Annotated in this window: 19 protein-coding genes; 9 read left to right on the top strand and 10 right to left on the bottom strand. The window is 38.9% G+C overall.

The features are described from left to right. Positions 1–13: 13 nt before the first annotated feature. The 3 genes from nspC to ACO4R2_RS04550 all read right to left on the bottom strand — a co-directional run bounded on the left by nspC (position 14) and on the right by ACO4R2_RS04550 (position 3,008). Positions 14–1,150, bottom strand: coding sequence for a carboxynorspermidine decarboxylase (gene nspC / locus ACO4R2_RS04560; RefSeq protein ID WP_484769354.1), 1,137 nt, complete (start codon positions 1,148–1,150; stop codon positions 14–16). Positions 1,151–1,264: 114 nt separating this feature from the next. Further along, positions 1,265–2,305 (bottom strand): UDP-glucose 4-epimerase GalE, encoded by a 1,041-nt coding sequence (gene galE, locus ACO4R2_RS04555; protein ID WP_311490009.1) that lies wholly within the window; start codon positions 2,303–2,305, stop codon positions 1,265–1,267. 61 nt (positions 2,306–2,366) lie between these two features. Next, on the bottom strand, positions 2,367–3,008 hold the full coding sequence (locus ACO4R2_RS04550) for a hypothetical protein (RefSeq protein ID WP_311490008.1): 642 nt from the start codon (positions 3,006–3,008) through the stop codon (positions 2,367–2,369). Between the two features lie 151 nt (positions 3,009–3,159). Here ACO4R2_RS04550 and ACO4R2_RS04545 point away from each other — a divergent pair, with 151 nt between their 5' ends. From ACO4R2_RS04545 to ACO4R2_RS04520, 6 genes are all read left to right on the top strand, one after another. Further along, a complete protein-coding gene (locus tag ACO4R2_RS04545) occupies positions 3,160–5,415 on the top strand; it encodes an inorganic phosphate transporter (protein WP_484769353.1) in 2,256 nt (751 codons plus the stop codon). Between the two features lie 54 nt (positions 5,416–5,469). Beyond that, positions 5,470–6,294: a Rossmann-like and DUF2520 domain-containing protein gene (locus ACO4R2_RS04540; protein WP_484769352.1), complete on the top strand. Its 825-nt coding sequence runs from the start codon at positions 5,470–5,472 to the stop codon at positions 6,292–6,294. Then, complete coding sequence (locus ACO4R2_RS04535) at positions 6,287–6,817, top strand: KdsC family phosphatase (protein WP_311490005.1); 531 nt, start codon at positions 6,287–6,289, stop codon at positions 6,815–6,817. The genes ACO4R2_RS04540 and ACO4R2_RS04535 overlap by 8 nt, the downstream gene beginning before the upstream one ends. Before the next feature lie 68 nt (positions 6,818–6,885). After that, positions 6,886–7,467 (top strand): Maf-like protein, encoded by a 582-nt coding sequence (locus ACO4R2_RS04530; protein WP_311490004.1) that lies wholly within the window; start codon positions 6,886–6,888, stop codon positions 7,465–7,467. Beyond that, complete coding sequence (locus ACO4R2_RS04525; RefSeq protein ID WP_311490019.1) at positions 7,464–8,075, top strand: L-threonylcarbamoyladenylate synthase; 612 nt, start codon at positions 7,464–7,466, stop codon at positions 8,073–8,075. Before ACO4R2_RS04530 ends, ACO4R2_RS04525 begins: the two co-directional genes overlap by 4 nt. Before the next feature lie 32 nt (positions 8,076–8,107). Beyond that, on the top strand, positions 8,108–8,581 hold the full coding sequence (locus ACO4R2_RS04520; RefSeq protein WP_484769351.1) for a hypothetical protein: 474 nt from the start codon (positions 8,108–8,110) through the stop codon (positions 8,579–8,581). A gap of 210 nt (positions 8,582–8,791) precedes the next feature. Here ACO4R2_RS04520 and ACO4R2_RS04515 read toward each other — a convergent pair whose 3' ends face one another. From ACO4R2_RS04515 to ACO4R2_RS04485, 7 genes are all read right to left on the bottom strand, one after another. Then, a complete protein-coding gene (locus tag ACO4R2_RS04515; protein WP_484769350.1) occupies positions 8,792–9,751 on the bottom strand; it encodes a hypothetical protein in 960 nt (319 codons plus the stop codon). A gap of 460 nt (positions 9,752–10,211) precedes the next feature. Continuing rightward, positions 10,212–13,430, bottom strand: a complete 3,219-nt coding sequence (gene carB / locus ACO4R2_RS04510) for a carbamoyl-phosphate synthase (glutamine-hydrolyzing) large subunit (protein ID WP_311490001.1) — start codon at positions 13,428–13,430, stop codon at positions 10,212–10,214. Positions 13,431–13,445: 15 nt separating this feature from the next. Continuing rightward, entirely contained in the window at positions 13,446–14,522 is a 1,077-nt protein-coding gene (gene carA / locus ACO4R2_RS04505) for a glutamine-hydrolyzing carbamoyl-phosphate synthase small subunit (protein WP_484769349.1), read from the bottom strand. A gap of 15 nt (positions 14,523–14,537) precedes the next feature. Beyond that, positions 14,538–16,448 carry an amidophosphoribosyltransferase gene (locus ACO4R2_RS04500; protein ID WP_311489999.1) on the bottom strand — a complete coding sequence of 637 codons (1,911 nt, stop codon included), beginning with the start codon at positions 16,446–16,448 and terminating at the stop codon, positions 14,538–14,540. Between the two features lie 182 nt (positions 16,449–16,630). After that, positions 16,631–17,266: a trimeric intracellular cation channel family protein gene (locus ACO4R2_RS04495; RefSeq protein WP_311489998.1), complete on the bottom strand. Its 636-nt coding sequence runs from the start codon at positions 17,264–17,266 to the stop codon at positions 16,631–16,633. 23 nt (positions 17,267–17,289) lie between these two features. Beyond that, on the bottom strand, positions 17,290–18,246 hold the full coding sequence (locus ACO4R2_RS04490) for a D-2-hydroxyacid dehydrogenase (protein ID WP_311489997.1): 957 nt from the start codon (positions 18,244–18,246) through the stop codon (positions 17,290–17,292). 10 nt (positions 18,247–18,256) lie between these two features. Further along, positions 18,257–19,537: a type IX secretion system plug protein gene (locus ACO4R2_RS04485; protein ID WP_484769348.1), complete on the bottom strand. Its 1,281-nt coding sequence runs from the start codon at positions 19,535–19,537 to the stop codon at positions 18,257–18,259. 124 nt (positions 19,538–19,661) lie between these two features. Here ACO4R2_RS04485 and ACO4R2_RS04480 point away from each other — a divergent pair, with 124 nt between their 5' ends. The 3 genes from ACO4R2_RS04480 (at position 19,662) to rho (ending at position 23,779) form a co-directional block, all read left to right on the top strand. After that, positions 19,662–20,363: an iron-sulfur cluster assembly scaffold protein gene (locus ACO4R2_RS04480; protein WP_484769347.1), complete on the top strand. Its 702-nt coding sequence runs from the start codon at positions 19,662–19,664 to the stop codon at positions 20,361–20,363. A gap of 17 nt (positions 20,364–20,380) precedes the next feature. Further along, entirely contained in the window at positions 20,381–21,400 is a 1,020-nt protein-coding gene (locus ACO4R2_RS04475; RefSeq protein ID WP_484769346.1) for a GGGtGRT protein, read from the top strand. A gap of 318 nt (positions 21,401–21,718) precedes the next feature. Further along, positions 21,719–23,779, top strand: a complete 2,061-nt coding sequence (gene rho, locus ACO4R2_RS04470) for a transcription termination factor Rho (protein ID WP_484769345.1) — start codon at positions 21,719–21,721, stop codon at positions 23,777–23,779. Positions 23,780–23,850 lie beyond the last annotated feature (71 nt).

The following is a 23,850-nucleotide window of genomic DNA, read 5'->3' as shown; positions in this document are numbered from 1 at the left end:
GTATATAAATTTATTAGTCCATTCTATTTTTATAATCCTCGTAAGTATATTCTCTTAGCATTTCACGTTCTCCATTGACGTGCTCTAGAATTATTGCTGGGTGAGCAATACCATTAAACATATTGGTCTTAACTGTTGTGTAATGAATCATATCTTCGAAAATAATCTCATCACCAACATGTAGCGGTTTTGCAAAGCGCCAATATCCTAAGAAGTCTCCGCTTAAACAGCTATTACCGCCTAAGCGATATACACGTTCTTCTGTCTCACATCCTTTTGCATTTTCGCCTATGAGGGTTTCTGCACCTTGAATATTTGGCCAATAAGGCATTTCAAGACAATCGGGCATGTGACATGTAAAACTTACGTTTAGAATAGCTGTCTTTATCTGATGGTTTTCAACAATATCAACAACTTGAGCTACAAGAGTTCCTATTTGCCAAGCAAAGGCACTTCCTGGTTCAAGAATAAGCTGTAAATTGGGATGCTTTTTTTTGAAAGCTCTAAGTATAGATATAAGATGTTCTACATCATAATCTTTACGAGTAAGCAGCTGGCCTCCCCCGAGGTTTAACCACTTTATATCTTTGAGCCAACTACCAAATTTTTCTTCTATATGTTGTAGGCTATGTTCTAATGCATAGCTATCACTTTCACAATGACAATGACAATGGAATCCTTCGATTCCTTCAGGTAAGACTTTAGGAAGTTGATGAGCCAAAATACCAAAACGACTGCCTGGTGCACACGGATTGTATAATTCAGTGTCTATTTCGCTATATTCAGGATTGATTCGTACACCACAGCTCACTTTGTCTTTTGCGCGTGAGTAAAAACGCTCAAATTGTGTGAGTGAATTAAAGGTTACATGACTAGAGTATTCAAGGATCTCATCAAAGGTGTTTTCTTCATAGGCTGGGGAATAAGTGTGGCAAGCCGCTCCAAATTCTTTAAAGCCTAAACAAGCCTCAAAAGGTGAAGAAGCCGTTGTGTGTCTAATGTATTCTCGAAAAATAGGGAATGTACGCCATAGAGCAAAAGCTTTGAAAGCTAAGATAAACTCTACTCCTGCTCTTTCTGCAGTATCTTGAATGAGTTGAAGGTTTTTCCTTAGCTTACTCTCGTCAAGTAAGTAGTATGGTGTAGTCATTTATTCAATGTATTTTGAGGATTATTACAAATTCAACGAACTAATACTATAAAATAAAAGTTCGTTGAATTCGTATAGATTTATAGAAAAACGTAGCTATCAAAGTACGTTATATTACATGATTCCACGCTCGCGGAGTTTTTTTTGCCAGTTCCAAGCACTAAGAAGAGCCTCGTCAAGTGTGTGTACGGCATGCCAGCCTAAGACATTATTGGCTTTATCAACATTTCCCCATACTTTTTCAATATCACCAGCGCGGCGCTCTGCAATCTTATAATTCAATTTTACACCAGTGCATTTCTCAAAAGTTTTGATAAGTTCAAGGACACTAACGCCATTACCAGTTCCTACATTGAAAATCTCAACAGCTTGCTCACTTTTATTTTCTAGAATTCTTTCCATTGCAGCAACATGCGCTTTAGCTAAGTCAACGACATAGATATAGTCGCGTAAACAGCTACCATCTGGCGTATTATAGTCATCTCCAAAGACTGAAAGACATTCTCGAATACCCATGGCTGTTTGAGTGAGGTAAGGAATTAGATTAGCTGGTACACCATTGGGCATCTCACCAATCAGACAAGAAGGATGAGCACCAATTGGGTTGAAATAGCGGAGAAGAGTTGCGTGAATAGGAGCTCCACTCTTGCAAAAATCCGTAATAATATCTTCATCTATTTTCTTTGTATTACCATATGGACTTTCTGCATCTTTACGTGGTGTAGTTTCTTTCACTGGTAGATTGTCCTCATCTGGTTGACCATAAACAGTACAGCTACTAGAGAAAATGAAGCCTTTTACATTATATTTCGGCATCAACTCGAGCAGATTAATAGTACTGACCGTATTGTTGCGATAATATTTCAATGGTTTCTGAACGCTTTCTCCTACAGCTTTACTAGCTGCAAAGTGGATGATACCTTCAATGGGAGCATATTTTTGGAATACAGCCTCAAGAGCTGGCATATTAGTGCAGTCCACTTCCTCAAAGGCTGGGCGAATTCCTGTAATGGCTTCTATGCCATCAACAACATCTGCTTTGGAGTTTGACAAGTTGTCTACAATTACTACATCATAACCAGCTTGTTGCAATTCTACTGTTGTGTGGGAGCCAATAAAGCCTGTTCCACCTGTAACAAGTATTCTCTTATTCATTTTTTTATTGTTTGATAAGTTAGAAATCAATTAATAACCAATTGATAACTTGGTGATTGGACTATTTGTTCTTGGCTTTTTCTTCTGCATTAGGTTCTTTTTTTGCCAAAATAATAATGTGGAAAACATATTCTGTCATCCACTCAGCTGAGTAATCTAAATGTCTCTGATATTGTCTTACGGCGATTACGCTTCTACGGATTCCTTCATCTTTCCAAGAATCTTTAGTTGTAATATCTGCAATAGTTTTTTGAGTCATTGAATATAATGCTTTACGCATAAAACTTGGAACACGAAATTTCCATTTCATGAGGTTTCCTACAAGCATCATAAGTTCTTGTGTGAAGCCTTGGAATTGGAAAAGATATTGCTGCATCTGTTGTGGGGTGCGGCAGTTCTTCTTTATGCTTGCATCAATCTCAGAGAAAAAGTTGGCAGGCATCCCATATAGTGAAGACAACATCTCTTTACAACGTTTTTTCTCATTGATTCCAAGTTTATTATTGGTTGTAGAGACATGTAGTGTCTGTTTAAAAACACGCAAATCAGGAAATGCCGCTAAATTAGAGATTCCCATTTGTGACGCCATAACAGCTTGATAATATACGCGGATAAGAGATACAAAATCTTCCATGCCCCCAACGCGCCATCCTTTTTCAGCCTCTGTGTCTTTTTTAGCAAATAGTTTTGAGAATATACCCATTTTATATAGTGTTTCTTTTGGACTACAAAAATAATAAACATATTACAATTTCTATAGGAAAATTAGATTTTTCTGTCATAACCGCTGGCAGTTCATTGGTCTTTCAGAAACGATTATATATTTTTGCATCCAAAATTATCTAAAAGAATTTATGAGTATCCTTTATTTAGGGATTTTATTATTTCTCTTTGCTTTGGCAATCTGCGATTTAAGCGTGGGGGTTGCAGGGAGTGCTGTACCTTTTATGAGTCCGGCTATGGGGTCAAAAGCAGCAAAGTTTCGAACCTTACTTGCTGTTGCTGCAGTTGGAGTTTTTGTGGGAGCTGCTACAAGCGATGGAATGATGGATGTTGCACGTCATGGAATTATGACTCCAACATATTTTAGTTTTGATGATATAATTTGTATTTGTCTAGCAGTTACTGCTACGGATATTATCTTAATGGATATCTTTAACACATTAGGCCTTCCTACGTCTACTACTGTCTCTATGGTTTTTGGACTCTTAGGAAGTTCTAGTGCAATAGCTTTATTTAAGATAACTCAGAACGGGTATACTTATGCCGAATTGATAAATACAGATAAAGCCCTGCAGATTATAATAAGTATTTTCGCAAGTGTAGCTATAGCCTTTGTCTTTGGCTCTATAGTGATGTGGGTGACACGTATTATTTTTACTTTCAATTATCGTAGGCATCTTAAATACAGTATAGCAATCTTTGGAGGATTTTGCATTACTTGTATTATGTATTTCCTGTTGGTGAAAGGGTTAAGGGGGACTTCTTTGCTCAATGCGATAGGCATGACGCCCGATTGGTTAGATAACAATTCTAGTCAAGTATTGTGTGCTTGTTTCATTACTTTTACGTGTTTAATGCAAGTACTGCATTGGTGTCGTGTGAATGTATTAAAAGTGATAGTTCTTTTTGGTACTTTTTCACTTGCAATGGCTTTTGCAGGAAACGACTTGGTAAATTTTATTGGTGTGCCTTTAACGAGTCTAGAGTCATTCCTAGATATTTCACGTCATTCAGGTGCGGACCCTCATACCTATACTATGGGAATCCTTACGGGCCCAAGTGTTGATGCTACTTTTAATACAATAAAACCTTGGTTCCTTGTTGGTTCTGGAGCTATCATGATGATTGCTTTATGCCTGTCTAAAAAAGCTCGGAAAGTTGTAGAAAATAGTAATAGTTTGGCTTCACAGACGGAAGGAGAGGAGGTTTTTAGCAGCTCTAAGATAGCTCGTTCTATAGTACGTCAAACGCTTATAGTGAATTCGTTCCTCAGTCGTTTAGAACCAGAATTCATAAAACGGTGGCTGGATACGCGTTTCAATGAAGATGAGAATATCATGCCTGAAGGAGCGACGTTTGATTTGGTTCGAGCTTGCGTTAACTTGGTGCTTGCTGGGCTTCTTATTGTTATTGGGACTAGCTTACAACTTCCGCTATCTACAACTTATGTCGCTTTTATGGTGGGCATGGGGTCTTCACTTGCTGATCGAGCATGGGGAAGAGAAACGGCAGTCTATCGTATTACTGGTGTTATTACCGTTGTTGGTGGCTGGTTCGTAACAGCTGGCGCAGCCTTCATTTTGAGTAGCTTGGTTGCAACGATGAATCATTTGGCTGGCGTCTTTGGTATGATCCTAGTTATAGTGATTGTTGTGGCTGTACTTATTCGAAATAATCGTGCATTTAAGAAAAAGCAAGAAGAGGAAACGGTAGATCTTGTTTTTCGTAAACTGGTCCATGCAAAGGATAAAAATGAGATTTGGGATTTACTGGTGCTTCATGTCAAGTCTACACAAGTGGAAATGATAGATGCTATGCAAAATACGTTCAATAACATTACTCAGGGGGTAATGAAAGAGAATATTCGGCAGTTGCGCACGGCGTCTCATGAATTAGAGGCAGCTAGAGATAAATGGAAACGTTATCGTCGTAAGGAAATTGTTGGTATGCGCCGCCTTGACTATTTGCAGGCTGTTGAGAAGAATACATGGTTTCACTTGGGGTCTAACAATCTTACGCAAATTTTCTATTGCTTAAAGCGTATGCTTGAGCCTGCTTTAGAGCACGTTGATAATAATTTTAATCCACTTCCTAAAGTTGATATTATAGAATTTACTCCAATTTGTGAGGAGGTTGATGCCATGTTAGTGCGCACGCGTAAAATGGTTGACAGTGGTGATTTTACAGGGGCAGATGAAGTTCTTGTGGAGGGGAATTCTTTGAAAAAACGTCTTTCTGAAATACGCCATAGTCAGCAGGATCATTTGCAGCATGAGGAAGAAAATATACGTGCAACACTGCTATATTTAAATATGTTGCAAGAAACGCAGGAGTTCATATCTATGATACGTCACTTAGTGCGTGCTTCAAAGAGATTTCAAGAATAATCTTAGTGTTGATAATCAAGTCTGTTAAATGGTAATTGCTTTTTTTCTATAAAAATGACTAGAAAAAACCAACCAATAGAAGAAGACTCATCTTATGGTATCTCAAATGGAAAGAGTATTTTTTTTATTGGAGCAGGAAATGTTGCAACGCATCTTTCTCATGCCTTATTGCATGCAGGATATAAGATAAAGGGAGTTTATAGCCGGACGACTTCGTCGGCCCAAACCTTGGGTGATGATTTGGGCTGTTTTTGGACGACCAATATAGAGGAACTTTTAGAGGCAGATATATATATATTCTCTGTAAAGGATAGTGTATTAGAAGAACTTTTATCAAAAGTTATATTACTATATCCTCAAGCCATTTTTGTTCATACGGCAGGATCCATACCTCTAAGTATTTTTCATGGAAAAGTTAATAAGTATGGAATTTTCTATCCTATGCAGACTTTTTCAAAGAAACGTGCTGTTTTATTTGATAATATACCTATTTTTGTTGAGCCATCTGATAATGAAGTTGCTCAGACCCTTTTTTCTATGGCACAGTCTATAAGTAGTCAAGTTAATTTTCTTGATTCAGATCGTCGTCTTAGGTTGCATTTAGCTTCAGTTTTAGCGTGCAATTTTGCAAATCATTGCTATACTCTTGCATCTCAAGAAATGGAAAAGGCTGGCTTACCTTTTGAGTATCTTCTTCCGCTTATTGATGAAACAGCAAAAAAAGTTCACGAACTTCCTCCAGAAGAAGCACAGACAGGACCTGCTGTTCGTTATGACCAGAATGTAATAAACAAGCATCTTTCCTTGATTTCAGAAACAATAAAACGCGACATTTACAAATTGATGAGCCTTTCTATTCACCAGAATTCACATGATTGATTACGATTTGAAAAAAATACAGGCGTTAGCCTTCGATGTTGACGGGGTTTTAAGCACAAACAATGTCTATCTTTTTAACGATGATGGCCAGCCAATAAGAACGGCTAATATAAAAGATGGCTACGCTCTTCAGTTAGCAGTAAAGTGTGGATTACAAGTAGCCATTATAACCGGAGGACGTAGCCCATTAGTGCGTCAGCGTTATGAACGCCTCGGTCTGCAGAATATCTTTGATGGAGTTTCTGTTAAGATAGAATGTTTTCATCACTGGTGTGAATTAGTAGGCCTACAACCAGAGGAAGTTCTTTATATGGGAGATGATATTCCTGATTATGAAATTATGAAATCTTGTGGGTGTCCCGTTTGTCCGTATGATGCTGCAGTAGAAATCAAAGAGATTTCATGCTATGTCAGTGGTTATTGTGGAGGTGAAGGCTGCGTTCGAGATGTTGTCGAACAAGTACTTAAAGCCAAAGGTTTTTGGATGAATAGCCTTAATGATAAAGTTGCTTTTGGGTGGTAATTCCATTTTATTTGTTAGAATCATTTAGCGTTCTACTTTTTATGCATTAAATAAAATAGTTCGAAAAAATGCTTGATAATCTTAATAAATTCGACGTAATCTTAGCGAGCAGTTCGCCACGTCGTAAAGAGCTTTTACAGCGCCTAGGGATAGACTTTAAGGTGCGCACTCTTTTAGGTATAGATGAATCCTATCCTGCAGAGTTGAAAGGTGAAGAGATAGCAAAATTCATCGCTCGTAAAAAGGCTTATGACTATCGTGAGTCGATGCTTCCCTCCGAACTCATTATAACTGCTGATACACTTGTAACTCTTAATGGTGAAGAACTGGGAAAACCACATAGTGTTGAGGATGCAAAAGATATGTTGCATAAATTGTCTGGCCAAGTACACGAAGTCTCTACAGGAGTTTGTGTTTTCACAAAAGAAAGGTTGGAGAATTTTGTAACTACTTCAAAAGTGACTTTTGCCGAACTGTCTGAGGATGAAATAGAATTTTATGTAGAAAAATATCTTCCGCTTGACAAAGCTGGAGCCTATGGTATTCAAGACTGGATTGGTTTGGCTGCTGTTTCTAGTTTGGAGGGAAGTTATTATAATGTTATGGGTTTGCCAATGCAGCGCCTTTATAGTTGTCTGAAAACATTCTGATGCTACGCTTATATTCCTCTCATAATGATATCTCACGCCTTCAGCAAATCATAGATGTTCTCAATGATGGTGGTGTTATCATATATCCTACAGATACAACTTATGCTTTGGGATGTAATGCTCTTAAGGAACGTGCTGTAGAGCGTATTTGTCGGATTCGTAATATAGACTTGCGCTCTCATCCGTTAAGCATTATTTGTTACGACATGAGTAACATTAGCGAATATGCTCATATATCTACGCCAGTATTTAAGTTAATGAAGCGAAATCTTCCCGGACCATTTACTTTTATCTTACCAGGAACGAGTCGGTTGCCAAAGATTTTTCGTGCACGCCGGCAGAAAGAGGTAGGAATACGTATGCCCGACAACCCTATTACTAATCAACTAGTTGAAATGCTGGAAGTTCCTTTATTAACAGCATCTCTACCGCTAGATGCTCTAGATAGAGAATATGCTATTAATCCAGAACTCATTGAAGAACATTTTGGAGCGGATGTAGATTTAGTTGTTAATGGGGGAGAGGGAATGGATGCAGAAAGTACCATTGTTGATTGTTTAGACGAAGAACCAAAGATTTTGCGACAAGGTATCGGACTCTTAAAATAAAAGATTACAATAAGCATAGAAAATAAAACGATATGTATAAATTTCTTATTTTTTTTGCAGCTGTCACAATTTTAGGCAGTTGCTCTCAAGATACTTATAGGTCAGAACCTCCGCGTTTTTCCGATATTTCTGTAAAAAAACTCTCTGGTACGGGGGCCATTCATGTAGGTGATCGCGTGGTAATTTCTTTAGTAGAGACCAGTAAGGGAAAATTGTTGAATACCACCACTTATTCTTGGTCTTTTAACCCATCAGCTGGAGTTCGTAATCAGAAACATATGCAAGGAACTGTTTATGATAAGAACACATCTGTACCAGCGGATACTGTTACTGTAACTGCTGCAGGATCAATATCTGTAACTTTTGTTGGTAAATATAGTGTGTCAGGGAATGAGGTTATAAAGGGGTATAAGTTGGATTTCCCAAACAATGGTTCTGTGTATTGTACCAGTTCTCCTTTGCTTTATCAGATAACAGCTACCAAATCTTTCAACATTCTGCCTTAGGTTTTGAGTGTGCTTATAACGCTCTATAAAAACTTCTGTGTAAAATTTTCTAGGTTGCTACAACTTTATTGGTATAATCTCTTTTGTATAAAACTTATTCCTAAATGAAAGAGTTCTATGGTATTGAGGATAGTTGCTAAAATATAAACCCGTAACTCCTATGTCAGGAGTTACGGGTTTTATCTTATATGATAAGATAAAGGGGGGAACTTATCTTCCAAATTGTCGCCCACCACCTATTTGCTGTTGTTGTGGTATATTTCTACTAGATTGTCTAGGTTGTTGAGGAGAGTTCTGCGGATTTGAAGAACGGTTGAAGGAACGCTGTGATTCTTGTGTTCCATAACTGCGCTCACTTGTGTTACGACCTTCTCCAAAAGAGCGATTGGGACTTTGAGAGAAAGAGGAGCACCCACTTCTATTCTCATATTGCAATTCTGAGCGGTCTCTTGTTGGAAAATTTGTATTGTTGTTTCCCACTCTGAATCCTCCTTGATTGGAGAATTGTTGACCATTTGTATTCATGTCGCGACGACCACCAAATCCTTGCCCTTGATTATTGTTATTGCGATTAGGAAAACGCTCATTACCAAAATTTCCATTAGGTCTACCATAAGCACCATCGTTATGTCCGCCTCGATAGATGCCTTGGTTTCCAAATGAATCTCGCATATATCTGTCTCTCATGCCACCTCCTGCATAATAGGTTGAGGGACGCCAGTCACGATAGGGGCTCACGTCATTGTGTCCACAGCGCCAGAATCCTCCTTGATAAGTGATGTATATAGTTGGCCGTTGATAATAATAGTAAGAACGGTTGTAATAGCTAAGGATTGGGAATTGCCACGTTGAGCGATACCAGCGCAAAGGACGAAAGAAGTAATCTAAATTCATATATGATTGATATTGCCAATCATAGAGTACGTATCGGAGATCTTCATCCCGATAGTTCCAATAGTAGCCATAGATATCTTGAGGACTGGTAACTTGCATGAAATAATCTAAATTGATTTGATACACACAATCATACTGCTCTGCAGTTAAATTGAGTTCGTATGCCATTTTATCAGTCAGATACCAAGCCCTTTCACGGGCTTCATTATAGCTTAATGCCTTTGCAGAGATCATACTTGCGATGGTCAAGAGTAAAAATAGTAGGTAACGTTTCATATTCATTCTTGTTTTTAATTGTTGCTGGTTTATATCTATTAGAACGGTAAATGTGTGTAAATGTTACAATATGAGATGTTATATTTTATGAATCTACTGATGATACTATAAATCTCTTATATAGTTCGCCCATTTAGACAATAAAATATGGTGTAGTTCAAAGGGAGAGAATAAGGACGGGTGAGTGAGATATAAGGGTAGGTAAGAACATCCTTATTGCGTAAATAAATATCCTTATAGTGTCAGCCAGCATCCTTATTGCATTTGAAAATACAATAAAGATGTTTTTAGAAAACTATGAGTGTATAGAACTCGTTTTAAGATAGATACTTTCCTACAAATTGTGTAAGCTCCTTTGTTTTTATCTTTGTAGCTGCAAAAAAGATAGTTCCTCTCTATAAATTAATCGCCACTTTCTGGTATCCAGGAAGTGGCGATAATATATTAGAAGTCATTCGAATTAATATTCATCCCAACTTTTAATATCTAAATCATCTACATTTACTGTTGCAAATGCATGGATGAAAGAACTAGCAAGCCTTGCATTTGTGAGTAGTGGAATATTTAGGTCAATTGCAGTACGACGCACGCGATAACCATTGGTGATTTCTCGGCTAGAGAGATCGCGTGGAATATTCACCACCATATCTACCTTCTTCTCGCGAAGCAAATCTATAACTTGTGGTGTGCCCTCTTCTGTAGGCCAATATACGCGAGTGTTCTTGATACCATTTTCTGTAAGATATTGACTGGTCCCCTTTGTGGCATAAATATTATAACCACGTTGTGCTAACAACTGTGATGCAGTGAGCATATCTGCCTTTTGAAGTCCATTGCCAGTTGAGAGAAGAACACTCTTCTTGGGGATTCTTAAGCCAACAGATAGCATACTCTTCAGTAGTGCAGTTCTGGAATCTTCACCTATACAACCTACTTCACCCGTTGAAACCATATCAACACCAAGTACAGGGTCAGCGTTTTGTAGACGATTGAATGAGAACTGACTAGCCTTTACGCCTACATAATCTAAGTCGAAAAGATTCTTATTGGGCTTCTCCACGGGAAGGCCAAGCATTACTCTAGTTGCTAATTCAATAAGATTTATTTTCAGAACCTTACTTACAAAAGGGAATGAACGTGAGGCACGTAGATTACATTCAATAACCTTTATATCATTTTCTTTTGCTAAAAATTGGATATTGAAAGGACCACTTATATGCAATTCGCGTGCTATCTGACGAGAAATTCTCTTGATACGGCGAACGGTTTCTACATAAAGTTTCTGCGGAGGGAATTGGATGGTAGCATCTCCGGAGTGGACACCCGCAAACTCTACGTGCTCACTGATGGCATAGGCAATAATCTCACCATCTTTTGCAACAGCGTCCATTTCTACTTCCTTAGCATGGAGCAAGAATTTACTCACTACTACAGGATGCTTCTTAGATACATTTGCCGCGAGTTTCAAGAACCGTTCTAATTCTTCATCATTAGAGCAAACATTCATGGCTGCGCCAGAGAGAACGTAAGAAGGACGCACTAGAACGGGAAAACCTACTTTATCAATGAATTTGCGAATGTCTTCCATTGTGGTCAGGGCACTCCATTCTGGTTGGTCAACGTCGATGCGTCCAAGCATTGCTGAGAATTTCTCTCGGTCTTCAGCATTGTCGATGTATTTAGCCTGAGTTCCCAAAATGGGAATGTTTTGCTGATCCATGCGCATTGCCAAATTTTGAGGAATCTGCCCCCCCGTAGATACTACAACGCCATACGGAGTCTCAAGATCAAGAATATCCATGACACGTTCAAATGTCAACTCATCAAAATACAGACGATCGCACATATCATAGTCAGTAGATACGGTCTCAGGATTATAATTTATCATGACACTACGATAGCCATTTCTACGAATGGTATTGAGGGCTTGAACACCACACCAGTCGAATTCTACAGAAGAGCCAATACGATAAGCACCTGAACCAAGAACTACTACAGAACGATGATCATTTTCAAACTGTACATCATGGGCGACGGCAGAATAGGAGAGATACAAGTAGTTGGTTTGTGCTGGATATTCAGCAGCGAGTGTGTCAATTTGCTTAACATAAGGAACTATGCCTGCTTGTTTTCTTCGCTCGCGCACAACGAGCACTGCCTTCTCCATATCCATATCAGCTTCCATACCTATAGCACGCGCTATTTGGAAGTCAGTGAAGCCATAAATCTTGGCTGTCTTCAGCAGTTCGTTATCTAAATTATTGATACTTCGGCAAGCTTTGAGTTCTTTGTTAATTTTAAAGATGTGCTCTAATTTGTAAAGGAACCATTTGTCAATCTTAGTCAGTTCATGAATACGATCAACACTCATTCCATCAAAGAAAGCCTTCTCGATAACAAGTATTCGCTTATCTGTGGGAGCTGAAAGACTTCCTTCAATATCTTCAATTTTAAGTTCTTTGTTTCCCACAAATCCATGAAGCCCTAAGCCTACCATTCGAATGCCTTTTTGGATGGCTTCTTCGAAAGTGCGACCTATAGCCATTACTTCACCCACCGATTTCATGCTGGAACCTAGCTCTCGATCTACACCGTGGAATTTTCCTAAGTCCCACCGTGGGATTTTGCAAACGACATAATCAAGTGCCGGTTCAAAGAAAGCACTGGTTGTTTTAGTTACAGAATTCTTGAGCTCAAAGAGACCATAGCCTAGACCTAATTTGGCAGCAACAAAAGCCAAAGGATAGCCAGTAGCTTTTGAAGCAAGGGCAGAAGACCGACTTAAACGTGCGTTTACCTCAATGACGCGATAGTCTTCTGAATAAGGATCAAAAGCATATTGCACATTACATTCACCCACAATACCAATGTGGCGAACAATCTTAATACTTAGTGCACGCAACTTATGATATTCAGCATTTGTAAGGGTCTGAGATGGAGCAATGACAATACTTTCTCCTGTGTGAATACCTAGAGGATCAAAGTTTTCCATGTTGCACACTGTGATACAATTATCGTATTTATCACGTACAACTTCATATTCAATTTCTTTCCAACCTTTTAAACTTTTCTCTACCAAGACTTGTGGAGAGAAAGAGAATGCTTTCTCTGCAATCTTGTTCAACTCTTCTTCATTATCACAGAATCCAGAACCAAGCCCTCCCAACGCGTAGGCAGCTCTGATAATAACAGGATAGCCCAACTCTTTTGCCGCTTTTCTCGCTGTTTCTATGTTTTCACATGCATGACTCTTGATGGTGTGAACATTAATCTCGTCAAGTTTCTCTACAAAAAGTTCTCGATCCTCTGTATCCATAATGGCTTGAACGGGAGTACCTAGAACTTCTAGATTATATTTCTCAAGAATACCACTTCGATAGAGTTCTACACCACAGTTTAGAGCTGTTTGCCCACCGAAGGCAAGCATAATGCCTTGTGGTTTTTCTTTCTGAATAACTTTTTCAACAAAGAAAGGAGTCACAGGCAAGAAATAGATCTTATCAGCAACACCTTCACTGGTTTGAACCGTAGCAATATTAGGATTGATAAGAATTGTTTCTATACCTTCTTCTTTAAGAGCTTTCAATGCCTGTGAACCGGAATAGTCAAACTCCCCAGCTTCACCGATTTTCAAGGCTCCAGATCCTAAGAGCAATACTTTTTGAATGTTATCTTTCATACAAAGAAACCTATTTTACAAGAGTTCTATAAATTTATCGAAAAGAAATTCTGTATCTAGAGGCCCACTACAAGCTTCAGGGTGGAATTGTGCAGAGAACCATGGATTAGTTTTATGTTTTACACCTTCATTAGAACCGTCATTCATATTAACAAATAATGGTTCCCAATCAGGAGGAAGAGTAGTACTATCAACAGCATATCCATGGTTCTGACTAGTAATAAAACATTGATTAGAGCCTACCATGCGAACAGGTTGATTATGACTACGATGTCCGTATTTCAACTTATAGATAGAAGCTCCTGCAGCTTTTGATAATAATTGGTTGCCCATGCAAATACCCATACAAGGACGTACTTTAGGATTAGTCAGGAATTTCTGTATATTTTTTACAGATTCCACACACGTGTCTGGGTCGCCAGGTCCGTTTGCAAGAAAAAGACCATCAAATTCCATATTGTTGAAATCATAATTCCAAGGTACGCGTATGAGCTCAACACCGCGATCAATCAAGCATCGAAGGATATTATGTTTTACGCCACAATCTACTAGTACAACCTTTTTTCCTGCACCTCGATTGTAGTGTGTCACTTCTTTGCAAGATACTTTAGCTACATAATTCACACCTTCGTATTCAGCTTCAGGAATGTTTGTAGGCTCATCATCAAAGATAATCTTACCCATCATCACGCCATGTTCGCGAAGAACTTTTGTAAGCTGGCGCGTATCAATTCCGCAAATTCCTGGAACTTCTTCACGCCTAAGCCAATCTGCTAAGCTCTCTTTTGCATTCCAATGAGAAAACGTCTCGCTATAGTCACTAACAATTATAGCACTTGCATGAATGCGGTCACTTTCCATAAATGTGGCTATGCCATTTTTCTCCACGGTAAAGGGGGGAACACCATAGTTACCTACAAGAGGAAAAGTCAGAGTCATCAACTGTCCTGCATAAGAAGGATCAGTAAGAGACTCTGGGTATCCCATCATAGCTGTATTAAAGACCACTTCTCCAGCTACGGGTTTTTCGTAGCCGAAAGATTTACCATGGAACTTTGTCCCATCGCTGAGTACTAATGTTACACTTCGCATATCTTAGTATTGCTGTTAATCAATGTCAAACTTATTAGAATTATGCTCGTAGAAATCTACGAAAGCTTGATTTACGCGCATAATTCCTCCTGGTGTGGGGTAGTGTCCAGAAAAATACCAATCTCCAGGACTAACCGGACAAGCAGTGTGTAATCCTTCTAGAGTTTGGTATACCATTTTTATTTCGCAAGTAACTCCTTCAGGACGTAACATTTCTGCCATCTTGTTACTAATTTCTTCTTGTGAGAATCCTTCATACAGGGTACGCACAACCTCTGCTTGCTTTTCTTTAGGTAATAGTAACTGTTCTTTGCAACGCAGATAAATATTATGGATACGTTCTGTTTCTTTATGGTCTTTCAGTAGCTCTACTGCTGCTCTAAAAGCTATAAAATCGTCCATATTGCTCATGTCAATACCATAGAAATCAGGATAGCGAACTTGAGGAGCTGAACTAACGATTACAATGCGTTTAGGATGAAGACGGTCTAGTATTCGGATGACACTTTCGCGCAATGTTGTACCACGGACAATACTATCATCTATAACAACGAGATTGTCTATATATGGTTTTAGTGAGCCATAAGTAATGTCGTAAACATGAGCTGCAAGATCATTTCTTGCGCTACCCTCTGCAATGAAGGTGCGCATTTTTATATCTTTCCAAGCAATCTTCTCAGCTCGAATGCGACGATTAAGGATATTGTGGATTTTTTGCTCGAATTCCTCTGTAGAAAGCGCTAGCTTCATCAAGTTCTCAATCTCCTTAGTCTTTAAACTATTGAGATGGTTCTCAAATCCTTCAATCATGCCATAATAGGCTGCTTCTGCAGTATTAGGGATATAAGAAAAAACAGTGTTATCTAATTCGTTATTGATAGCTTTCAATACAGCAGGTACAAGGCTTCTTCCTAACGTTTTACGTTCTTGGTAAATATCACAATCAGAACCACGACTAAAGTAGACACGTTCAAAGGAACAAGCAGCAAACTTACGAGGTTCAAGTATTTGGATATGACGCAACTCACAATGCTTATTCAAGAGTAATGCTTCTCCTGGTTTTATTTCAGCGATATCTTCTCTATCAACATCAAAGGTTGTCTGTAAAACTGGACGCTCTGAAGCAACAGCGAATACCTCGTCATTTTTATAGAAGAAAACAGGTCGAATGCCCCACGGATCGCGCATAACGAACGTTTCTCCACTTCCAGTTACCCCCATGATTGCATATCCGCCATCCCAAACAGGTGCACTTAATTTAAGCATATTTGAGAGATCTATATGATCTTCAATATAAGTCGTGATATTCTTATCCTGTAGTCCTAACTTTTTAGCCTCTTCAAAACATCGCTCACTTTCTCGATCAAGACGATGCCCTAGCTGCTCAAGGAGAATATAAGTATCTGACATCATGCGAGGATGCTGCCCTTTAGATGCAATGGTTTGAAAAATTTCAGGCACATTGGTCATGTTGAAATTAGCGCAAATACAGAGATTCTTGGCACGCCAATTCGAACGTCGCATAAAGGGATGGATATAATTAAGGCCACGCTTGCCAGTAGTTGAATACCGAAGGTGGCCCATATAAATCTCCCCTGCATAGGGAAGATGGTGGTTTACAAAATCCATATCTTGACGCTGTTCAGCTGAATATTCATCCATGCGCTGCCGTACAGCAGAGAATATCTGAGAAATACCACCAGTCCCCATTGCCCGTTCACGGTAGATAATCTCTTCCCCTGGCTCTGCCAAAGTTTTAACACAAGCCAATCCGGCGCCTTCTTGGCCACGATTGTGCTGCTTCTCCATCATCAGGTAGAGTTTACTCAATCCATATTGCCAAGAGCCGTATTTCTCCTGATAATAATCTAGAGGTTTGAGTAGGCGTACTAATGCTACGCCACATTCATGCTTCAGTGATTCCATATAGAAATTTAGCTTTGTATTGCAAAGTTAAGTCGAAAAGGTTGAAGCGGCAATAAAAGTTAGGAATTTTACACATAAATCCTTATTTCTCCTTGCTGACAATATAATCTTGCAATGTTTGAAATACCAAAATCTGTATATAGATATTAGTAAAATGTTAAGAAGAACTCTATAGTAAAAGATTAGTTTTGAGTATTCTTGCTGTCATCTTCCGCCTTTAATATGGGAAGATGAAGTCTGTAACGAACGGCCAAAAAGCGCATAAGAATAACTAAAGATGCACATACAATAGAGCAGTAGAGTGGAGGAATGTTACATCGCGCACATATCCAATAGCCAAAGCCTCCAATGACACACGCTAGTGCATAGATTTCCTCTCGAAAAATAAGAGGAACCTCGTTTATAAAGACATCTCTAAGTACACCTCCACCAGCTCCTGTTATAGAACCCATGATGATTGCTGTCCAAAAGGGGAAACCTGCTTGTAATGTCTTTTCCATGCCTGTGACAGTGAAGAGGGCTAGACCGATAGTGTCAAATAAGAACCATGTGTTGTTTTGTCGAACAAGAAGTTTTCGAAAAATGATTACCCACACTAAAGCAATTGCAGTGCAAATGAGATAAAAAGAGTTCGTCATCCAAAAGGGCGATAGACCAAGCATTACATCACGTAGTGTTCCACCACCTATAGCTGTAGTTAATCCTACAACATAGGCTCCAAAAAGGTCAAAATGTTTGGCCGATGCCAATCGAATACCCGAAATGGCAAAGGCCAAGGTTCCTATAAAATCGCAAACGTTGACAAACGTTATATTCATTGCTTCTGAATTTTGCGACGAAGTTACAACTTATTGACGATATTTTGAGGGTTACCTGCCAAGAAGGTTTCAATATTTTGACCAACAATTCGAAGAATACGTTGACGAGCCTCCAATGTAGCCCATGCAATATGTGGTGTAATAAAAGCATTTGGTAGATGGAGGAGAGGATTGTCGTTACAAGGTGGTTCTTCGGATAATACATCTGCACAATATGCTGCTATTCGGTTTGTTTTGAGTGCCTTGGCCAGATCCTCATCGTTGACCAAACGGCCTCGAGCAGTATTTATCAGAATAAGGTGTGGATTAGCTTTTTCAAGTAATTTCCAATTTATTACATGTTCATTATCGGGAGTAAGCGGGCAATTCAGACTAACAATATCGCAGGTGCGGAAAGCTTCTTCCAATGAGATATGATCGACATCTGCAGGTAATTCTTTTTTTGAAGAAACTGCAAACAAACAAACTCCAAAAGGGCGCAACATTTCAGCTATTTTTTGCCCGATACTACCAAATCCAACAATGGCTACTCGCTTATTCTCAAGCCCTATTAAGGGTTCTTTCCAGCAACAGAAATCTGGTGAGTTTCTCCAAAAACCATTGCGGTTTTTCTCTGCATAATGACTTACTCGATTAGTAATATTCAAAAGATGAGCGATAGCCATCTGAGCAACCGCCGTTGTACCATATCCTGCCGCATTGCAGACAACGATTCCTTTACGTGACGCAGCATTTACATCTACTACATCATATCCAGTAGCAGCCACGCAAATCAAGCGTAATCGCGGTAATTTAAGTATTTCTTTTTCACCTAATCTTGTCTTGTTTAGAATAAGAATATCTGCATCTTTTGATCGTTGGATAACTTCAGTGATATCTGTACGATCATAAACCTTGAAACGTCCCATTTTTTCAAAGCAATGCCAATCTAAATCACCGGGATTTAGCGTGAAACCATCTAAAAAAACGATATTTATCATGTACTTTTACTTATTGATTTAATAGCTTTTTATCATACGAAATTTCCGACAAACCTACGAGTTGCCAATAACGATCGCCAACTCTACGATAATAGGTCAGTACTGTATACTCATTTTCTGTTTGAAAATAATTTCCCTCAACAGGGCCAGTAAATCCCTTATTGTGTGAATGGGGAACAGTAAGATATAAATAACTGTAAAAACCTGTTTTTAAGAAGATACTTTTGAGATAAGCTTGTGAAAATTCATCATAGATGAGTCTATATCTGGGTGAAAAACAATCATATGTCCAATCACCGCAAATATAAATATCGGCATCTTTCAACTCAGGCATTTTAAGACTAAAATTTACCCATACATACTCGCTTTGTGAGGCAGCATCGTTATTGTCTTGCGTTCGAACAACGATTTGTCCGTTTCTATCTTGATCATTTATATAATTACGCCTCGGTTTTGCTGTTAATAAATTTGCCATATATTCAGAACCAGACCATCTTATATTATCTATCCCCATTCCTGGATATTGAGTGGAAAGTATTTCAAAGCGACGATATTCATTCCCTGCGTCAAAGATTAGGCTTTGTTGGTGTCTCCATTCTAGAATTGTTCCACTTATATAATCAGGTTTAGGATTCCAAATGGCATTGTCCCAGCGATGGTTTTGAAGGATTATAGTTCGTATTTCTTCCTCTGGTACTTGTATATTTAGTTGACGCGTATCAATAGACATCCGGACTTGTTGATGTGTAGCGTTCCAATCAATGTCTGTATTGGTTGTCACATCAAGAATGGTATTTACTTTTGAATCAATAACAAAAAAGTAAGCATTCAGTGCTGGAGTTAGTGTACCATCTTCATCTAAAACAACTTCTAATTTATAGTTGCCACTTAACAAGGGCTGTACATTATTATTAGGTATCCTAATTCGATAGTGGGTGTAATTAGTAATAGTGTTCATACTTTCAACATAGTCATCTATTACTGTCCATTCTGCAGAAGTCTCAACCCAATCATTCTCAAATAAACTTGTTGACTTTTTGAAGTCAGCATCGAGGTGTATTATTCTATAAAGATAGCGATGGTACTCATTAGACATTTGATCGAAAGTTAACTCAAACTGGTCAGATGAACCAAGACGTATTACTGGTAACGCATGAGAATTACCTCCAGTAGAGATTATCACTGTATTTATGTCATTCTTCAATACTTGTGTGCGTTGAGCATGAAGAAACACAATCGACATACTGAATGCGATAAAGAAAATGCAGAAACGCAATGTTACCTTTTCCATACAATTATAGATTATAGCGCAAAGATATAATATAAAAATTAAAATAAACTTGTCTTTTCCGAATGCAAGACTTAATTTTGTGCCATAACAATTTTGGAAAGTAACACTTTTATATTTACTATTAATGGAATACTCATCAGAAGTAAAGAACATGTGTATCGTGGCTAAAGGCCCGAACCATGGCCCAGCTCCCATTCCTGAAGAAGGGAAATGGGTGCAAGCCAAAGAGATTAAAGACATCAGCGGTATGACCCATGGTGTAGGATGGTGTGCTCCTCAGCAGGGTGCTTGCAAATTGTCTCTTAACGTGAAAGATGGCGTAATTGAGGAGTGCTTGATAGAAACAATCGGTTGCTCAGGTATGACGCATTCTGCTGCAATGGCAAGTGAAATTCTTCCTGGTAAGACTGTTCTTGAGGCCCTTAATACAGACCTTGTTTGCGATGCTATCAATACAGCTATGCGCGAACTCTTTCTGCAAATTGTCTATGGCCGTACTCAAAGTGCGTTCTCAGAAGGCGGTCTTGTAATTGGAGCAGGTCTAGAAGATCTTGGTAAAGGGCTCATCAGTCAGACCGGCACTCTTTATGGCACCAAAGTGAAAGGCACTCGTTACCTCCAACTCACAGAAGGTTACATCACTAAGATTTTCCTTGATAAAGACGACCAAGTTTGTGGCTATGAATTTGTTCATATGGGTAAATTTATGGATGCAATCAAGAAGGGTGTTGATGCCAACGAAGCTCTCAAAAGTGTGACTGGATGTTATGGTCGCACTACAGAAGAGCAGGGCGCAGTTAAATCAATTGATCCACGTAAAGACTAATTAGGAGGACCAAACAAATGATTAGAGAAGTAAAATTTGAAAGTCAGGACCGCCGTATCAAGCAGATTATTGCTGCACTCAATAAACACGGCATTAAAGATATTGAAGAAGCTAACCAAATTTGTGATGTAGCAGGCTTAGATCCTTATAAAACCTGCGAAGAAACGCAGATGATTTGCTTTGAGAACGCGAAATGGGCTTACGTTATAGGTACAGCTATTGCTTTGAAAGAAAAAGCAAAAGATGCTGTAGAAGCTGCTGAATATATTGGTGAAGGTCTACAAGCGTTCTGTATCCCAGGTTCTGTTGCTGATGATCGTAAGGTTGGTATTGGCCATGGAAAATTAGGTGCACGTCTTTTGAGTCCAGAAACTCAATGTTTTGCATTCTTAGCAGGTCACGAAAGTTTTGCAGCGGCTGAAGGCGCAATAAAAATTGCTCAAATGGCAAATAAGTCTAGACCTGCTGATAAACCTCTTCGTTGTATCCTGAATGGTCTTGGTAAAGATGCTGCACAAATTATTAGTCGCATAAATGGTTTTACTTATGTGCAAACTCAATTTGACTATTACACAGGTGAATTGAAAGAAGTTCGTCGTATAGCCTATAGTGATGGTCCTCGTGCAGCTGTAAACTGCTATGGTGCAGACGATGTGCGTGAAGGTGTTGCTATAATGTGGAAAGAGGGGGTAGATGTATCTATTACAGGTAACTCTACTAATCCTACTCGATTCCAACATCCAGTAGCTGGTACATATAAGAAGGAACGTATTCTTGCTAATAAGCCTTATTTCTCTGTAGCTTCTGGCGGTGGTACGGGACGTACTTTACACCCTGATAATATGGCAGCAGGTCCTGCTTCCTATGGTATGACTGACACCATGGGCCGTATGCATAGCGATGCTCAGTTTGCAGGTTCTTCATCTGTACCAGCTCACGTTGAAATGATGGGCTTCCTTGGCATTGGTAATAACCCTATGGTAGGTTGTACAGTTGCTTGTGCTGTTAATGTTGATCTTGCTCTCAATAAAAAGTAAGGAAATATCATATAAAATTTAAATATTAAGTCTCTCTTAGAACGTTCTAAGAGAGACTTTTCTTTTATCATGTAATCTGAATAAAAGCAGAAGAGTTATTATCTTTTTTTTCTTCAAATAAGGTTGATTCAAAAACTTTTTCTACTTTTGCAACACTAAATAGTTTTGGCTGGAAAATGTTTCTAGCATTCTATCCTTTTGATTGGGTAATCCCCAACAACTATCCAACGTTTATACTAATAAAATTCTGCTTAAACAAAATCTTTCCGTGTGAGAGATTGTACTTAATGTCCGCAGAAGTAAAAAATACAATATTTTATGCCTTCTTATTCAATGGAACAGCTCGCAGCTATGGATGATTCTCAATTGCGAGCTATTGCAGAAGAACTGAACTCTGAAAACAAAAATAGCAGCAATCGTCAAGAAATCATCTATGGTATTATAGACGCTCAAGCTATTCAGCAATCAGAACAGCGTTCAGATTCTCCTCGTCGTCGCCAGCGTATTGTGAAACATGATGGAGAAGCTGTCTATACTGCCAACAAAAGTGGTAAAGCTACAAAATTGGAAGAAAAAACTCCTCCAAAGGCAGAGCAGCCATCTCTTTTTGATGAAGCAACTCCAACGACTCCAAAACGTAAGAGAGGACGCCCCTCAAAAGTAAGCTTGGAAGCAGAAACCGTTGCGCAGTCTCCGAGTGAAACTACAGTAACAGGATCCTCTTCCCCAAAAGAAGATATTTTAGATGAATCTTCCCAAATTAGTGATGGAGTTGAAGAAAAATCTACAAAAACACAAACAACTCCAGAAGTAGAACTTCCTGATTTTATTTCAGCACAGATGAATAATTCATCTATCATGACAGAAGAAGATGAAAGAATAAAAGCAGACCAACTTGATGTTGCAAAGATTAAGGAGCAGCTATCAAAGAATGCTAAACCACAACCTAACTCTCAACATCAGAATCAAGAAAAGAGTCTTCTTAACGAGATAGATCAAAATATAGAATCTCCAGCGATGGACATTCCTGCATTGCCCAAAGATATAGATAAGGATGCAACCTTTGTTATTATAAAGGATGTTCCTGTTTTGTATAATGATCCCACATACGATGATCCTTTTGAAGTTGCACCTATTCAAGCAACTAAGTTCCGTCGCTTTAAAGATGATCCTCTCGTATCGAAGAGTGCAAAGCCTATTGTTCTGTCTTCTGCTCGCCCAGAAACTTCTGCTGCAGTACAACAACAAGATTTGCGTGTTGAGGATGAATATCTTGAAGGAAGAGGTGTTTTGGAAATCATGCCTGATGGCTTTGGCTTTCTTCGTTCTTCCGATTACAATTACCTTACGTCACCTGATGATATTTATGTAACAGTTCAACAAATACGCCAAAATTCATTGAAAAACGGTGATGTTGTAGAGGGAACTGTACGCATTCCTCGTGATGGAGAGAAATTTTTTGCACTGGCACGTATTGAGAAAATCAACGGATTAGATCCAGACATTGTAAGGGACCGCATATCCTTTGAACACCTTACACCACTTTTTCCAGAAGAGAAGTTCAAGCTTTGCACAGGAACTAATGACCCAATGTCTTGTCGTGTTGTTGATTTATTCAGCCCAATAGGTAAAGGACAACGTGCACTTATTGTCGCACAGCCTAAGACGGGTAAAACTTGGCTGATGAAGGACATAGCCAACGCTATAGCTAAAAATCATCCTGACACATATATGATGATGCTGCTCATCGATGAACGACCAGAAGAAGTCACGGATATGGCACGCACAGTTAATGCTGAAGTTATTGCGTCAACTTTTGATGAGCCGGCATCTCACCACGTTAAGATTGCTAATATTGTTCTAGACAAGGCAAAACGCATGGTTGAATGTGGACATGATGTTGTTATTTTCTTGGATTCAATTACGCGTTTAGCACGTGCCTATAATACAGTATCTCCTTCAAGTGGTAAAGTCTTAACAGGTGGTGTTGAAGCCAATTCTCTTCAGCATCCCAAGCGGTTCTTTGGTGCTGCACGTAACATTGAAGGGGGAGGTTCGCTAACAATTATTGCCACAGCTTTGATTGATACAGGTTCGAAAATGGATGAAGTTATCTTTGAAGAGTTCAAAGGAACTGGTAATATGGAACTCCAGCTCGATCGCAACTTGTCTAACAAGCGTGTTTATCCTGCTGTTAATTTAGTAGCTTCAAGTACACGCCGTGACGATTTGTTGCTCGACGATTTAACACAGAATCGTATGTGGATTCTTCGCAAGTATATTGCAGATATGAATCCTGTTGAGGCAATGAACGAATTGCAAAAGCGCATGAAGAATACACGCAACAATGAGGAATTCTTAATGTCAATGAACGGATAAAAGAATATAATCGCAGAGTCAACAATCTTATCACACTTTATTTTAAGATCTTGCACTGTGCTAATATAGAC

This window comes from Alloprevotella sp. (assembly GCF_057240785.1).
This window is presented reverse-complemented; position numbering and strand designations above follow the sequence as displayed.